This window comes from Rhizobacter sp. SG703, from assembly GCF_012275445.1.
Classification (GTDB): domain Bacteria; phylum Pseudomonadota; class Gammaproteobacteria; order Burkholderiales; family Burkholderiaceae_C; genus Rhizobacter.
This window is the reverse complement of the sequence record NZ_JAAZQK010000012.1, coordinates 201,844-216,055: the sequence shown is the minus strand read 5'-3', so window position 1 is coordinate 216,055 and position 14,212 is coordinate 201,844. Positions and strand designations below refer to the sequence as shown.

Genomic DNA, 14,212 nt, shown 5'->3' with positions numbered 1-14,212 from the left:
GGGCCGGCCCCGAGTTCAGGCCGGCAGCCCGAACAGCTCGCTCAAGGCCTGCCGCAAGGGCGCCTCGCCGACCGCATGCGTGTCGTGGTGCGAGCCGCCCGGCACCAGCACGAAGCGCTTGGCCGACACCGCCGCGTCGTACAGCGCACGGCCGAGCGCATGCGGGATCAGCCGGTCGTCGTCGCCATGCACCACCAGCACCGGGGCACGCACCGCGCCGATCTTCTGGGCCGCGTCGAAGCGCTGCGTGATGAAGCGGCGCACCGCCGACCAGCCGCGGCTGAAGCTCGCGACCACGTCGAGGAGCGACGTGAAACTGCTCTCGATGATCAACCCGGCCGCATCGTCGACCTCGGACGCCAGGTGGATCGCGATCGCACCGCCCAGCGAGTGGCCGAAGATGTAGCGCGCAGCGCCCGGCTGCCGGGCGGCGAGCCATCGCCACGCGGCGTGGGCGTCTTCGTAGGCACTGGCTTCCGACGGCAGCTCGCCGCCGCTCTTGCCGAAGCCGCGGTAGTCGACCGCCAGCACCGAGAAGCCCATGCGCTGCAGCCTGCGCAGGCGTTCGGCGCTGCAGCTCACCTCGTGCTGCGCACCGTGCAGGTACAGCATCAGCGGCGCCTGCGCATCGGCATGCGGATGCCACAGCCCGTGCAGCCGCACCGCCTGGCCGGTGAGCGCGGAGTCGAAACCGATCCACACCTCGTGCATGTCGGTCAGCCGGCGCAACGCCCGAGCCTGCGACCAGCGGTTGCGCTTCTGCGGCCGGAAAATCCACTTGCGCTGCTGCGTGTCGATCAGCCGGTCGCCGGCGACCGCGGCGAACGCGGTCAGCGCGGCGGCAGGCCAGCCGGCACGGGTGAGGGCATACGGAAGCTGCATGGCCGGATCTTCGGCCGCGGCGCCCTTCGCTTGAATCCCCGGATCACGCTCCCGCGTTCAGGTGGGGCGCAGTTCTCGAAGCGCCCGGTGCGCGATGTTCAGTGCGCGTGCGCTTCGATCAGCTGCATCGTCTTGTTGGGCAGCTTGATGGCGCTCTTCTCGCGCTCGGCACGCGCCTCGTGGCACATCTTCATGCCGGTGTGGTGCTCCAGGATCTCGGCCACCCAGTCGACGAACACCCGCACCTTCGACGACAGGTGGCGGTTCGACGGGTACACCACGTGGAACGGGATCTCGTCCGACAGCCAGTCGCACATCAGCAGCTCCAGCACGCCGCAGCTCGGGTACTGGCGGAACATGTAGGTCGGCAGCCGGCCGATGCCCAGGCCCGCCAGGCAGGCGTCGACGTAGGCGTTGGAATCGTTCAGTGTCAGCGGGCTGTCCACCGGCAGCAGCAGCCGCTCGCCGTTGCGCACGAACTCCCAGTCGAACACCTGGCCGGTGCGCAGCGAGAAATAGTTCAGGCAGGTGTGCTTCTTCAGGTCGAGCGGGTGCTGCGGGCGGCCGTGGCGCGCCAGGTAACCGGGGGTCGCGCAGGTCACCAGGTTCATCGTGCCGACGCGGCGCACCACCACCGACGGGTCCGACACCTCGCCGACCCGCAGCGCGCAGTCGATGCCTTCGCTCAGCATGTTCAGCGGCCGGTCGCTGCAGCCCAGCTCCAGCTCGATGTCGGGGTAGCGCTCGAAGAACGACGGCAGCAGCGGGATCAGCAGCCGGCTCGCCACCGCGGTGCTCACGTCCACCCGCAGCTTGCCGCGCGGCGAGGCCTGGCTGGACGAGAACGACTCCTCGGCGTCGCGAAGGTCTTCGAGGATGCGCACGCAGCGCTCGTAATAGGCGGCACCGTCCGCGGTGACCGACACCTTGCGCGTCGTCCGGTGCAGCAGGCGCACCTTCAGGTGGCCCTCCAGTTCGGCGACGCTGGCCGACAGCGTGGCTTTCGGCATGTTCAGCAGCTCCGCCGCACTGGTGAAGCCACCGGTGTTGACGACGCCGACGAAGGCTTGCATGGCTTTGATGGTGTCCATTGTCTTGAATCCTGAACAGTCAATCCGCGAAACGCTACTTTATAACTGATTCACAGACTAATACATTCCATGGTGCAACGCAGCATCGGGTTATTCCGGTGACTGTCGACTATTCGTCTCTGCTTTTTCCAGGATGACCCCCCAATGAACCTCCGACCCACCCCCCTGATGTTGTCGACCATGGCGCTGACGCTCGTGTCGGCTGCCCTGCTGTCCCTGGCCGGCTGCTCGCGCGGCGGTGAAGCGATGGCCGCCACGGCCGGCGGCCCGCCGCCGGCCCCGCCGGTGAGCGTCGCCGTCGTCGTGTCGCGCAACGTCGTCGAGCAGCAGGATTTCTCCGGCCGCATCGAGGCCATCGAATCGGCGCAGATCCGCGCTCGCGTGCCCGGCACGATCGACGCGGTGCAGTTCAAGCCCGGCGCGCTGGTCAAGAAGGGCGACGTGCTGTTCCAGATCGATCCACGCACGTACCAGGCTGAAGTGGCCCGCCTCGAAGCGGCGGTCGCCAGTTCGAAGGCCAAGGCCGACCTCGGCCGCACCGAGCTCGAGCGCTCGAAGAAGCTGATGGCCGACAACGCGATCGCGCAGCGCGATTTCGACGAACGCGCCGCCAGCGCCCGCCAGCTCGAAGCCGGTGCGCAGGCCGACCAGGCCGCGCTCGCGGTGGCCCGGCTGAACCTCGAATACGCGGTGGTCCGTGCACCGTTCGCCGGCCGCATCGGCAAGGCCGAGGTCACGGTCGGCAACCTGGTCGACAGCAGCGTCGTGCTGACCTCGCTGGTCTCGATCAACCCGGTCTACGTGAGCTTCGACGGCGATGAATCCACCTTCCTGAGCATCGGCGGCGCCGCCCGCGAAGGTGGCAAGGGCGTCAAGGTGCGCACCGGGCTGACCAACGAAAGCGGCTTCCCGCACGAAGGCCGGCTCGACTTCATCGACAACCGTGTCGATCCCGCCTCCGGCACGGTGCGCATGCGCGCGGTGCTCGAGAACAAGGACGGCGCGCTGATCCCGGGGCTGTTCGCCCGCGTGCAGGTCGGTGCCGACATCGGCGCCCCGGCCGCGCTGCTGATCAACGACACCGCGATCGGCACCGACCAGAACCGCAAGTACGTCTACGTCGTCAACGCCGAGAACAAGGCCGAGTACCGCGTCGTGCAACTCGGTCCGCTGGTCGACGGGCTGCGCGTCGCGCGTGCCGGGCTGAAGCCGGGCGAGCGCATCGTCGTCAACGGCCTGCAGCGCGTGCGCCCTGGTGCGCCGGTCGCGCCTGAAGTCGTCGCGATGTCGGCCGATGCGGCCAGCGCACCGGCTCGCCAATAAGCGGCCTGCCAGAAAGAACATCGAAAGACCCCATGCGATTTTCAAAATTCTTCGTGGACAGGCCGATCTTCGCGGCCGTGTTGTCCATCCTGTTGTTCCTGGCCGGGTTGATCGCGATCTTCCGGCTGCCGATCTCGGAATACCCCGAGGTCGTGCCGCCGTCGGTCGTCGTCAGCACGCGCTTCCCGGGTGCCAACCCGACCGTGATCGCGCAGACCGTCGCCGCGCCTCTTGAAGAGGCCATCAACGGCACCGAGAACATGCTGTACATGGCCTCGCAGGCCACCGGCGACGGCGGCATGAACCTGACCGTCACCTTCAAGGTCGGCACCAACGTCGAGCAGGCCGAGACGCAGGTGCAGAACCGCGTGCAGCGTGCCCTGGCGCGGCTGCCCGAGGAAGTGCGGCAGATCGGCGTGACCACGGTCAAGAGCTCGCCCAACATCACGATGGTGGTGCACTTGCTCTCGCCGAACTCGCGCTACGACGAGGTCTACCTGCGCAACTACGCGGTGCTCAACATCAAGGACCGGCTGGCCCGTGTGGCCGGCATGGGCCAGGTGCAGGTGTTCGGTGCCGGCGACTATTCGATGCGCGTCTGGCTCGACCCGCAGAAGATCGCCGCGCGCGGCCTGACCGCGCCCGACGTGGTGGCCGCGATCCGCGAGCAGAACGTGCAGGTGGCCGCCGGCGTGGTCGGCGCTTCGCCCGCGAAAGACGCGCCGTTCCAGCTGTCGGTCAACACGCAGGGCCGCCTGAGCACCGAAGAGGAATTCGGCGACATCATCATCAAGACCGGCAGCCTCACCGCCAGCGGCGGCGTGATCCGCCTGCGCGACGTGGCCCGCCTCGAGCTGGGTGCGTCCACCTACTCGCTGCGCTCGCTGCTGAACAACAAGCCGGCGGTCGCGCTCGGCCTGTTCGAGGCGCCGCAGTCGAACGCGCTGCAGATCTCGACCGACGTGCGCGCGCTGATGGAAGACCTGAAGAAGGACTTCCCGCAGGACCTCGAATACGCCATCGTCTACGACCCGACGCAGTTCGTGCGCGACTCGATCGAGGCGGTGATCCACACGCTGCTCGAGGCGATCGCGCTGGTGGTGCTGGTGGTGATCGTGTTCCTGCAGACCTGGCGCGCGTCGCTGATCCCGCTGCTGGCCGTGCCGGTGTCGGTGATCGGCACGATGGCGGTGCTGCTGGGCTTCGGCTTCTCGATCAACACGCTGTCGCTGTTCGGGCTGGTGCTGGCCATCGGCATCGTGGTCGACGATGCGATCGTGGTGGTCGAGAACGTCGAGCGCAACATCGCCAACGGCTTGAATCCGCGCGAAGCGACCATCCAGGCGATGAAGGAGGTCTCCGGGCCCATCATCGCGATCGCGCTGGTGCTGTGCGCGGTGTTCGTGCCGATCGCGTTCGTCTCCGGGCTGACCGGCCAGTTCTACCGCCAGTTCGCGCTGACCATCGCGATCTCGACCGTGATCTCGGCCTTCAACTCGCTGACGCTGTCGCCGGCGCTGGCCGCCGTGCTGCTGAAGCCGCACGGTGCCCCGAAAGACCGGCTGGCGCGTGCGATGGACTGGGCTTTCGGCGGCTTCTTCCGCGTGTTCAACCGATTCTTCGACCGCTCGTCGCACGGCTACACCGGCGGCGTCAAGCGCGTGCTGGCGCACAAGGGCGCGACGCTGGTCGTCTACGTGCTGCTGATCGTCGGCGCGGTGTTCATGTTCCGCATCGTGCCGTCGGGGTTCGTTCCGGCGCAGGACAAGCAGTACCTGGTCGGCTTCGCCCAGCTGCCTGATGCGGCCTCGCTCGACCGCACCGAAAGCGTGATCCGCCGCATGTCGGAGATCGCCCAGTCGGTGCCGGGCGTCAAGAGCTCGGTGGCCTTCCCGGGCCTGTCGATCCACGGCTTCATGAACGCGCCGAACTCCGGCATCGTGTTCTACACGCTCGACGATTTCGACAAGCGCAAGACCGCCAACCTGTCCAGCGGCGCGATCGCGGCCGAAGTGAACAAGCGCCTGGGCGCGATCCAGGACGCCTTCATCATGGTGTTCCCGCCGCCGCCGGTGAACGGCCTCGGCACCATCGGCGGCTTCAAGCTGTACGTCGAAGACCGCGCCAACCTCGGCCCCGATGCGCTGTACCAGGCGGTGCAGGCGCTGCAGATGAAGGCATGGCAGACGCCACAGCTGGCGGGCGTGTTCTCGGGCTACCAGATCAACGTGCCGCAGCTGAAGGCCGACGTCGACCGCACCAAGGCCAAGCAGTTGGGCGTGCCGCTGTCGGACATCTTCGACACGATGCAGATCAACCTCGGTTCGCTCTACATCAACGACTTCAACAAGTTCGGCCGCACGTACCAGGTGATCGCGCAGGCCGACGCACCGTTCCGCTCCGACGCCGCGGCGATCGGGCAGTTCAAGGTGCGCAATGCAGCGAACGAGATGGTGCCGCTGGGCAGCCTGGTCAACGTCAGCAACACCTACGGGCCGGACCGCGTCGAGCGCTACAACTCGTACATGGCGGCCGACTTCAACGGCGGTGCAGCGCCGGGCGTGTCGTCGGGGCAGGCGCAGGACATCATGGCCAAGCTGGCGGCCGAGACGCTGCCGCGCGGCATCAACTTCGAATGGACCGACCTGACGTATCAGGAGATCCTGGCCGGCAACACGCTGGTGATCGTGTTCCCGCTGTGCGTGCTGCTGGTGTTCCTGGTGCTGGCCGCGCAGTACGAAAGCTGGACGCTGCCGCTGGCGGTGATCCTGATCGTGCCGGCGTCGATCCTGTGCGCGCTGCTGGGCGTCTACCTGACCAAGGGCGACAACAACATCTTCACGCAGATCGCGTTGTTCGTGCTGGTGGGGCTGGCGTCGAAGAACGCGATCCTGATCGTCGAGTTCGCCCGTGACCTGGAGCACCAGGGCAAGGGCATCGTCGAAGCGGCGCTCGAAGCCTGCCACCTGCGCCTGCGCCCGATCCTGATGACGTCGATCGCGTTCATCATGGGCGTGCTGCCGCTGGTGTTCTCGTCGGGCGCCGGTTCCGAGATGCGCCATGCGATGGGCGTCGCGGTGTTCGCCGGCATGCTGGGCGTGACGCTGTTCGGCCTGTTCCTGACCCCGTTGTTCTACGTGCTGCTGCGCAAGCTCGCGGTGGCGATCGAAAGGCGCTCCGGCGCTGCCGCTGCGCCGCTGGCACACGACGCGACGCACTGAGCGACGACAAGACCATGACACACACTTTGTTCAAGACTTCCGCGCTGTTCACGGCGCTGGTGCTGGCGGGTTGCTCGCTGGCCCCGACGGTGCCGCAGCCCGATGTGGGCGTGCCGTCGGCCTACAAGGAAATGACGGCCGTCGAAGGCAGCTGGAAGGCGGCGGCGCCGTCCGAGGCTCAGCAGCGCGGCGCCTGGTGGGCGACCTTCGGCGATGCGAAGCTGGATGCGCTCGAGGAGCAGGCCGCGAAGGCGAACCCGACGCTCGCGTCGGCCGCTGCCCGCGTCAAGGCGGCCCGTGCCGCGCTCGGCAGCGCCGAGGCCGACCGCTGGCCGCAGCTCGGCCTGAACGCCGGCGCGACGCGCAGCCGTTCGGCGCCGGCGCAGGCCGGCGTGCCGGCCGGCACGCCGGTGTCGCCGGCCACCGTCTACACCGCCGGGCTGGGCGCGAGCTACGAGGTCGACCTGTTCCAGCGGGTCGGCAACGGCGTCAACGCCGCGAAGGCCGATGCCGAGCAGGTCGAGGCCAGCTACCGCTCGGTGCTGCTCGCGTTGCAGGCCGACGTGGCGCAGACGTATTTCGCGCTGCGGGCACTCGATGCCGAAGCGGCCCAGCTCGATGCGACGCTCGCGCTGCGCACCGAGAACGTGCGCCTGATCGGCAAGCGATTCCAGGCCGGCGACGTGGCCGAGCTCGACGTGGCGCGCTCGCGCACCGAACTGTCGACGCTGCAGGCCGAAGTGGTCGCGCTGCGCGGCAGCCGGGCGCGGATCGAGCATTCGCTCGCGCTGCTGCTCGGCCAGGCGCCGGCCGGCTTCAGCTTCGAGAACCAGCCGCTCGCGATGGACGCCAGCGTGCCGGTGGTGCCGCCCGGCCTGCCGTCGGCATTGCTGGAGCGCCGGCCCGACGTGACGGCCGCGCAGCGCAGCATGGCGGCGGCGACGGCGCGGGTCGGCGTCGCGAAGTCGGCGCTGTTCCCGGCGCTCGCGCTGACGGCCAACGGCGGCTATGCATCGACCGAGCTCAGCGAGCTGTTCAAGACCAACGCCCAGTCTTGGCTGACCAGCCTGGTGTTCTCGCTGCCGATCATCGACGGCGGGCGCAACAAGGCCGCGGTCAGGCGAGCCGAAGCGCAGCTCGAAGGCGCGGTGGCCGACTACCGCCAGTCGGTGCTGCTGGCCTTTGCCGACGTCGAGGACAACCTGTCCGGCCTGCGCGCGGTGCGCGAGCAGGTGAGCTTCACCGACGAGGCGGTGGCCTCGGCACGCCGCGCGGCCGAACTCGCCGACAAGCGCTACCGTGCCGGCGAGGACAGCTACCTGCAGCTGCTCGAAGCGCAACGCGACCTGCTGACCATCGAGCGCCAGGCGGTGAAGCTGCGTGGCACCTGGGCCACGACGACGGTCGGGCTGATCCGCTCGCTGGGCGGCGGCTGGGAAACCACCACCCGGTAACTCCGTGACGAAATGCCCTCCGACGCGGGCATGATGTCGGTGGATGTAAGGGGACCCGCCCGAGTTCGACTCAGGCGGGTCGTTTCATCTTTTCATCGATGGCGACCCCATCCCTGAACCACCGCAAGGAGAACCCCATGAACAACCGCCTGATCGCTTCTTCCGCCCTCGCTTCCCTGCTGGCCCTGGGCCTGATGGGCCAGGCCAACGCCGCCGACGAGAAGGCGAAGGAAAAGTGCTTCGGCATCGCGAAGGCCGGCCAGAACGACTGCGCCAACCTGTCGGGTTCGCATTCGTGCGCCGGCCAGTCGAAGGTCGACGCGGGCGCCGACGAATGGAAGTACGTCGCCAAGGGCACCTGCAAGAGCATGGGCGGCAAGACCGCCGACGAAGCCAAGAAGAAGTGAGCGCGCGTTGAGCGTCGCCGCGAGGCCGCTCGCCGACCCGTGGGTCGGCATCGGCCTGCGCCAGCCTCACTACGCCGAGCTGCTCGAGCGCCCGCAGGCGGCGCCGGCGCTCGGCTTCGTCGAGGTGCATTCCGAGAATTTCTTCGCCGATGGCGGCGCCGCGGTCGCGGTGCTGCACGAGGCGCGCTCGCACTGGGACGTGAGCCTGCATGGCGTCGGGCTGTCGCTCGGCTCGGCCTGCGGGCTCGACCCGTGGCACCTGGACCGGCTGGCCCGGCTGGTCGAGCGCATCGACCCGGTGAGGGTGTCCGACCACGCGAGCTTCGCGCGTGCTCCCGCCGCGGCGAACGGTCCCGCCGTGCTGCACGCCAACGACCTGCTGCCGCTCGCGTTCACGCACGAGGCGCTCGACGTGATGGTGCGCAACGTGACGCAGGTGCAGGAGCGTCTGCGCCGGCCGATCCTGGTCGAGAACCTGTCGGCCTACCTGGCGTGGCGCGACCGCGAGATGGGCGAAACCGAGTTCTTCAGCCAGTTGACGCGCCGCACCGGCTGCGGCCTGCTGCTGGACGTCAACAACCTGGTGGTGAACGGCCTGAACCGGGCGCGCGACGGCCGCGGTGACGGTGATGGGGACGGCGACCGCGACGCGGTGCGCGAGGCCTGCGACTGGATCGATGCGATCGACGCGGCGAGCGTCGGCGAGATCCACCTGGCCGGTTACCTCGCACTGCCCGACATCGTGATCGACGACCACGGCAGCCGCGTGCACGCGCCGGTGTGGCAGGTGTTCGCGCATGCCATCCGCAGGCTGGGACCACGACCGACGCTGGTCGAATGGGACACCGACGTGCCGCCGCTGGCCGTGCTGCTCGACGAAGCGGCGCAGGCCGGCCGCGTGATCGCCGAGGCGAGCGTCCGATGAACGAACTGGACCGCCAGCAGGCCTTGTTGCGCAGCCTGTGGGCGCGCGACGATGGCGCGTCGCTGGCCGGCGCGGTCGGCGAGCAGGGCGCCCGGCTGCTGCGCGGCTGGCAGGCGTACCAGGCGAACGGCGGCGCGTCGGCGGAGCGCGCGCTGGCGCAGCGTTGTCCGACCGTGCAGGCCTTGCTGGGCGAGGCGTCGTTCGCCGCGTTGTCGCGGGCCTTCTGGCATGCGCAGCCGCCGCAACGTGGCGACCTGGCCGAGTTCGGCGACAAGCTGCCGGCGTTCATCGAAGCGAGCGAGCAGCTCGCCGATGTGCCGTACCTGGCCGATTGCGCGCGGCTCGATGGCCTGGTGGCGCGCTGCGAACAGGCGGCCGATGGGGTTTGCGACACCGCGAGCCTGGCCTTGCTGGCCGAGGTCGATCCGGCCGCGTTGTCGCTGGTGCTCGTCCCGGCGGTGGCCTTGCTCTCCAGCGCCTGGCCGGTGGCGAGCCTGTGGCTGGCGCATCGCCCTGGCGACGACGCGGCCGCTCGCCTCGATGCGGCCCGTGCAGCGCTGGCCGAAGGGCGCGGCGAGCACGCGCTGGTGTGGCGCGATGGCTGGCGCGCGCGCGTGCAGGCGGTCGGCGAGGCCGATGCGCGCTGGACGCAGGCGCTGCTCGACGGGCGGCCGCTGTCGGAGGCATCGGACCGCGCCGGGGGAGGGTTTGCGTTCGAACCATGGCTGCTGCAGGCCGTGCAGCACGGATGGCTGGCCGCCGCCCGTCGCCGTTGAATCGGCGAAAGAAACGCCGCATTCCGCCGACCAATGCGCATCGAACCGAAAGAGACCCCCATGAACCTGACCCTCGTGCCGACCCTGTGGCGCCGCTTCGTCGCGGTGCTCGAAGCGCTGCAGCCGGTCGCGCAGCTGGCGGCGCGCCTGTACGTCGCACACGCCTTCTTCCTGTCCGGCCTGACGAAGATCCGCGACTGGGACACCACGCTGGCCCTCTTCAGCGACGAATACCACGTGCCCTTGCTGCCGCCCGGGCTGGCCGCGGTGATGGGCACCGGCGGCGAGCTGGTGCTGCCGGTGCTGCTGGCGCTCGGGCTGGCCGGGCGCTTCGCGGCGCTCGGGCTGTCGGTGATGAACGTCGTCGCGGTGCTGAGCCTGGCCGAGATTGCACCGGCCGCGCTGCAGCAGCACCAGTTCTGGGGCAGCCTGCTGATCGGGCTCGCGCTGTGGGGGCCAGGGCTGCTGTCGCTCGACCGGTTGATCAGTGCGCGCTGGGGCGGTCGGCAGGGGTTGGCGGCGCACTGACGGCCGCGGACAGCGGGCGGGGCACAATGCGGGATTGCACCCCGCATCGCTTGCCCTCCCTTCGATGAAGCATCTCGTTCTGCTGGGCGCCGGGCCCGCCCACCTCCAGGTGTTGCGCGAGTTCGCGGCGCAGGCGTTGCCCGCGACGCAGGTCACGCTGGTGGCGCCGTCGCTGCGCCCGATGTCGCAGGCGGCGCTGCCCGGCTGGATCGCCGGCCGCCGCAGCCTCGATGACAGCGTGACGCCGCTGGCGCCGCTCGCGCAGCAGGCGCGGGCGACGCTGGTGGAAGGCGAGGTGGCATCGCTCGACGCCGCCGGCCGCCGCATCGTGCTGGTCGGCGGGCAGGTCATCGAGTACGACGCGCTGAGCCTGGACACCGCACCGGCGATGGACCGCGACGCGATCTCCGGCGCGGGCGAACATGCCCTTTTCATGCAGCCCACCGAGCAGTTCGTGCGCCTGTGGGAGGCGCTGCTCGCGCTCGCGCAGCAGCGCACGCTGAGCGTGGTGGTGATCGGCTCGGGCATTGCCGGCGTCGAACTGTCGCTCGCGGTTCAGCGCCGCCTCGGCAAGCGAGCCCGCGTCGCGCTGGTCACGCATGGCGGCCCGCCGCTGCCCGACTTCCCGTCGTCGGCCCAGGGCCGCATGCACCGCATCCTGAAGCGCCGCAACGTCACCTTGTTCGAAGAGCAGGGCGTGGCCATCGGTGCGCGCCAGGTGATGGTCGGCGACGGCATGCGGCTGGTCTGCGACGCCCCGCTGCTGGCCTTGCCGGGCCGCGCGCCGGCATGGGTCGACGCCAGCGGGCTGCAGCTCGACCCCGAAGGCGGCGCGGTGGCGGTCGGCCCGACGCTGCAGAGCGCATCGCACCCCGAGGTGTTCCGCGGCGACGACGATCCCGCGACGCTCGCGACCAACCTGCGCCGCTTCGTCGCCGGTGGCGCGCTGGTCACCGCGAAGACCGGCGGGCCGGCGCTGCGCTGGGTCGACTGCGGCGACGGCGATGCGCTGGTCAGCTGGGGCGCGTGGTCGTTCGAGGGCCGCTTCGTCGCATGGCTGCTGCGCCGGCACGACCGCCGCCGGGCAGGCGCGCCGCAGCAGCTGCCGGCGGCGTCGCTGGTGGCGGCCTCAGAAGTCGAGCGGCCGGAAAACGAGGGTCATCGGTGACGGCACGCGGCCGTTCTCGTCGGGCGGCAACCGGTTGGTCCTGTCGATCGCGCGCAGCACCGTCTCGTCCCATTCCTTGCTGGCGCTGGGCTTCGTGACGCGCTTGCTGAGGATGGTGCCGTCGGGTCCGGTGCGCACCTCGACCTCGACCTGCGGATTGCCGTCGATGGTCGTGATCAGCAGGATGTTCGGCCGGATCGCGCTGACGATCTTGCCGCGGTAGCTCGCGGTCGGCGCCGCATCGTGCGCGGCAGTGCCGGTGCTGGTCGCCGCACCGGTGGCGCCGGCCTGGCCGAGGATGCGCTCCAGCTGCTTCTTGCGCTGGTCTTCGGTCTGCGCAGTCTGCCGTTCCAGTTCCTTCTTCTTGCGGTCGGCCTCGGCCTTGTCGGCCAGGCGCTTCGCGTCCTGGGCCTTCTTCTCCTCGACCTTCTTCTCCTCCGCTTCCTTGTCCTGCTGGGCCTTCAGCTCCTTCTTCTTCGCTTTTTCCTTCTCGATCGCGATCTGCGGATCGGGCGCGGGGGCAGGGGGCGGCGGCGGGGTTTCGACCTTCGGCTCGGGCGCGGGTTTCGGCGCCGGCGGCGGCGGCGCGGGGGGCGGCTCGACCGCGCGCGGCGCAGCCACCTGCGGCACCGCCGACCACAGCTCGGCCGAGGCCGCCACCGGTTCGCTCGACTGCCAGTTGACGCCGAAGGCCAGCGCGGTGATCAGCAGCACGTGCGCGCCGGCCGCGAATGCGAAGCCGGCACCGACGCTGTCTTCGGTGTCGGGCCGCAGCGGGTCGCGCTCGCGGAAATGCAGCAGGGTGCCGGTGCTCATCGGTGCGTCAGGTCCCGGTGTTCTTCACCGACAGCCCGACGCGCAGCACGCCGGCGCGCTGCAGCGTGTCCATCACGCGCACCACCGCTTCGTACTTGACCTGGCGGTCGGCCGAGATCACGACCGGCGACTGCGCGTTGCCGCCCTGCGCCTCCTTGACGGTGGCAGCCAGCGCGGAGAGCTTCAACGGCGACGGCTCCTTGCCGTCGACGCGCAGCTTCAGGCTCTCGTCCTTGCCGACCACGACCTCGATCACGTGCTCGGGCTGCTGCTTGCTCTTGCCGACGGTCGGCAGGTCGACCACGCCGGTGGTGATCAACGGTGCGCTGACCATGAAGATGATCAGCAGCACCAGCATCACGTCGATGAACGGCACCATGTTCATCTCGGAGATCGTGCGGCGGCGCGTGCCGCGGCCGGCGACGGCGGGCATCTCAGCGCACCCCGGCCGGACCGGCGGCCCCGGTGGGACCCGCGGGCATCGGCTGCGTCGCGTTGCGCTGCAGGATGTTGGAGAACTCCTCGATGAAGGTCTCCAGCTGGATCGCGATGCGGTCGATGTCGCGCGCGAAGCGGTTGTAGGCGATGACCGCCGGGATCGCCGCGAACAGGCCGATCGCGGTGGCGACCAGCGCTTCGGCGATGCCGGGCGCGACGGTCGCGAGCGTCACCTGCTGCAGGTTCGACAGCCCGACGAAGGCGTGCATGATCCCCCACACCGTGCCGAACAGCCCGACGTACGGCGAGACCGAGCCGACCGATGCGAGGAAGGACAGGTTGGACTCGACCGCGTCGAGCTCGCGCTGGAAGCTCGCCCGCATCGCGCGGCGCGACCCGTCGAGCAGCGCACCGCCGTCGACCACGCGGCGCTCGCGCAGCTTCATGAACTCGCGCATGCCCGACGCGAAGATGCGCTCCAGCGGCGCGCTGTGCGCCTTCTGCGATGCGGCGTTGAACAGGTCGTTCAGGTTCTTGCCGGCCCAGAACTCGCGCTCGAAGTCGTCGTTCATCGTGCGCACCCGGCGCAGGCCGAACAGCTTGCCGAAGATCACCGTCCAGCTGCCGAGCGACACGAGCAGCAGCCCGGCCATCACGAGCTGGACCACGAAGCTGGCATGCAGGACGAGGCTGATGATGGAAAAGTCTTGGTTCATGCGATGGCGTCGAGGATGTCGTTGGGAATGCGGCGCGGCTTGAAGGTTCCGGTGTCCACGCAACCGATGCGGATCTCGCCCTCGGCCAGGGTCTGTCCGCCGCGGCGGGCTTCCTGCACGAGCCGGAGGCTGGCACGCCCCGATTCGACCACACGCACGCTGACCTCGATCTGGTCGTCGAGCCGGGCCGGGCTCAGGTAGCGCACACGGGTGTCGGCGACGACGAACATCGCGCCGCCTTCGGCACGCATGCGCTCCTGCTGGAAGCCGAGCGAACGCAGCCATTCGGTGCGGGCACGCTCGAAGAACTTCAGGTAGTTGGCGTAGAACACCACGCCGCCGGCGTCGGTGTCTTCCCAGTAGATGCGCAGCAGGTGGATGAAGGCGGGGGCGTCGGTGAACGTCATGGGCGCGAACGGCAAGCCACAAGGGGCTGCCCGCGAGCAAACGCGCGCGGTGCGGCGCCG

14 protein-coding genes are annotated in these 14,212 nt (G+C 69.6%); 8 read left to right on the top strand and 6 right to left on the bottom strand.

From position 1 onward, the window contains the following. Positions 1–15: 15 nt before the first annotated feature. Both FHT26_RS24280 and FHT26_RS24275 read right to left on the bottom strand, forming a co-directional pair. Entirely contained in the window at positions 16–882 is an 867-nt protein-coding gene (locus tag FHT26_RS24280) for an alpha/beta hydrolase (RefSeq protein WP_168562664.1), read from the bottom strand. 98 nt (positions 883–980) lie between these two features. Then, a complete protein-coding gene (locus FHT26_RS24275; protein ID WP_168562663.1) occupies positions 981–1,973 on the bottom strand; it encodes a LysR family transcriptional regulator in 993 nt (330 codons plus the stop codon). Between the two features lie 144 nt (positions 1,974–2,117). Between FHT26_RS24275 and FHT26_RS24270 the strand changes: the two genes are divergently transcribed. From FHT26_RS24270 to FHT26_RS24235, 8 genes are all read left to right on the top strand, one after another. Then, on the top strand, positions 2,118–3,296 hold the full coding sequence (locus tag FHT26_RS24270) for an efflux RND transporter periplasmic adaptor subunit (protein ID WP_168562662.1): 1,179 nt from the start codon (positions 2,118–2,120) through the stop codon (positions 3,294–3,296). 32 nt (positions 3,297–3,328) lie between these two features. Then, positions 3,329–6,517 carry an efflux RND transporter permease subunit gene (locus FHT26_RS24265; RefSeq protein ID WP_168562661.1) on the top strand — a complete coding sequence of 1,063 codons (3,189 nt, stop codon included), beginning with the start codon at positions 3,329–3,331 and terminating at the stop codon, positions 6,515–6,517. A gap of 14 nt (positions 6,518–6,531) precedes the next feature. Then, the gene (locus tag FHT26_RS24260) at positions 6,532–7,971 is read left to right on the top strand and encodes an efflux transporter outer membrane subunit (protein ID WP_168562660.1); all 1,440 of its coding nucleotides are present in this window, start codon (positions 6,532–6,534) and stop codon (positions 7,969–7,971) included. 137 nt (positions 7,972–8,108) lie between these two features. Beyond that, complete coding sequence (locus tag FHT26_RS24255; protein WP_168562659.1) at positions 8,109–8,378, top strand: BufA1 family periplasmic bufferin-type metallophore; 270 nt, start codon at positions 8,109–8,111, stop codon at positions 8,376–8,378. A 7-nt stretch (positions 8,379–8,385) separates the two neighbouring features. Further along, positions 8,386–9,303, top strand: a complete 918-nt coding sequence (locus FHT26_RS24250; protein WP_168562658.1) for an MbnB/TglH/ChrH family RiPP precursor modification enzyme — start codon at positions 8,386–8,388, stop codon at positions 9,301–9,303. Then, positions 9,300–10,079, top strand: a complete 780-nt coding sequence (locus tag FHT26_RS24245) for an HvfC/BufC N-terminal domain-containing protein (RefSeq protein ID WP_168562657.1) — start codon at positions 9,300–9,302, stop codon at positions 10,077–10,079. The genes FHT26_RS24250 and FHT26_RS24245 overlap by 4 nt, the downstream gene beginning before the upstream one ends. 60 nt (positions 10,080–10,139) lie before the next feature. Next, the gene (locus tag FHT26_RS24240; protein ID WP_168562656.1) at positions 10,140–10,607 is read left to right on the top strand and encodes a DoxX family protein; all 468 of its coding nucleotides are present in this window, start codon (positions 10,140–10,142) and stop codon (positions 10,605–10,607) included. A 64-nt stretch (positions 10,608–10,671) separates the two neighbouring features. Then, positions 10,672–11,775 carry an NAD(P)/FAD-dependent oxidoreductase gene (locus tag FHT26_RS24235; RefSeq protein ID WP_168562655.1) on the top strand — a complete coding sequence of 368 codons (1,104 nt, stop codon included), beginning with the start codon at positions 10,672–10,674 and terminating at the stop codon, positions 11,773–11,775. Here FHT26_RS24235 and tolA read toward each other — a convergent pair. From tolA to ybgC, 4 genes are read right to left on the bottom strand one after another with little or no spacing between them, the layout of a single operon-like run. Next, complete coding sequence (gene tolA / locus FHT26_RS24230) at positions 11,737–12,591, bottom strand: cell envelope integrity protein TolA (protein WP_168562654.1); 855 nt, start codon at positions 12,589–12,591, stop codon at positions 11,737–11,739. The two genes, FHT26_RS24235 and tolA, sit on opposite strands and share 39 nt — an antisense overlap. A gap of 7 nt (positions 12,592–12,598) precedes the next feature. Beyond that, positions 12,599–13,024, bottom strand: coding sequence for a protein TolR (gene tolR / locus FHT26_RS24225; protein ID WP_168562653.1), 426 nt, complete (start codon positions 13,022–13,024; stop codon positions 12,599–12,601). 1 nt (position 13,025) lies between these two features. Beyond that, positions 13,026–13,745: a protein TolQ gene (tolQ, locus tag FHT26_RS24220; protein WP_168562652.1), complete on the bottom strand. Its 720-nt coding sequence runs from the start codon at positions 13,743–13,745 to the stop codon at positions 13,026–13,028. Continuing rightward, on the bottom strand, positions 13,742–14,152 hold the full coding sequence (ybgC, locus tag FHT26_RS24215) for a tol-pal system-associated acyl-CoA thioesterase (RefSeq protein ID WP_168562651.1): 411 nt from the start codon (positions 14,150–14,152) through the stop codon (positions 13,742–13,744). Before ybgC ends, tolQ begins: the two co-directional genes overlap by 4 nt. Positions 14,153–14,212 lie beyond the last annotated feature (60 nt).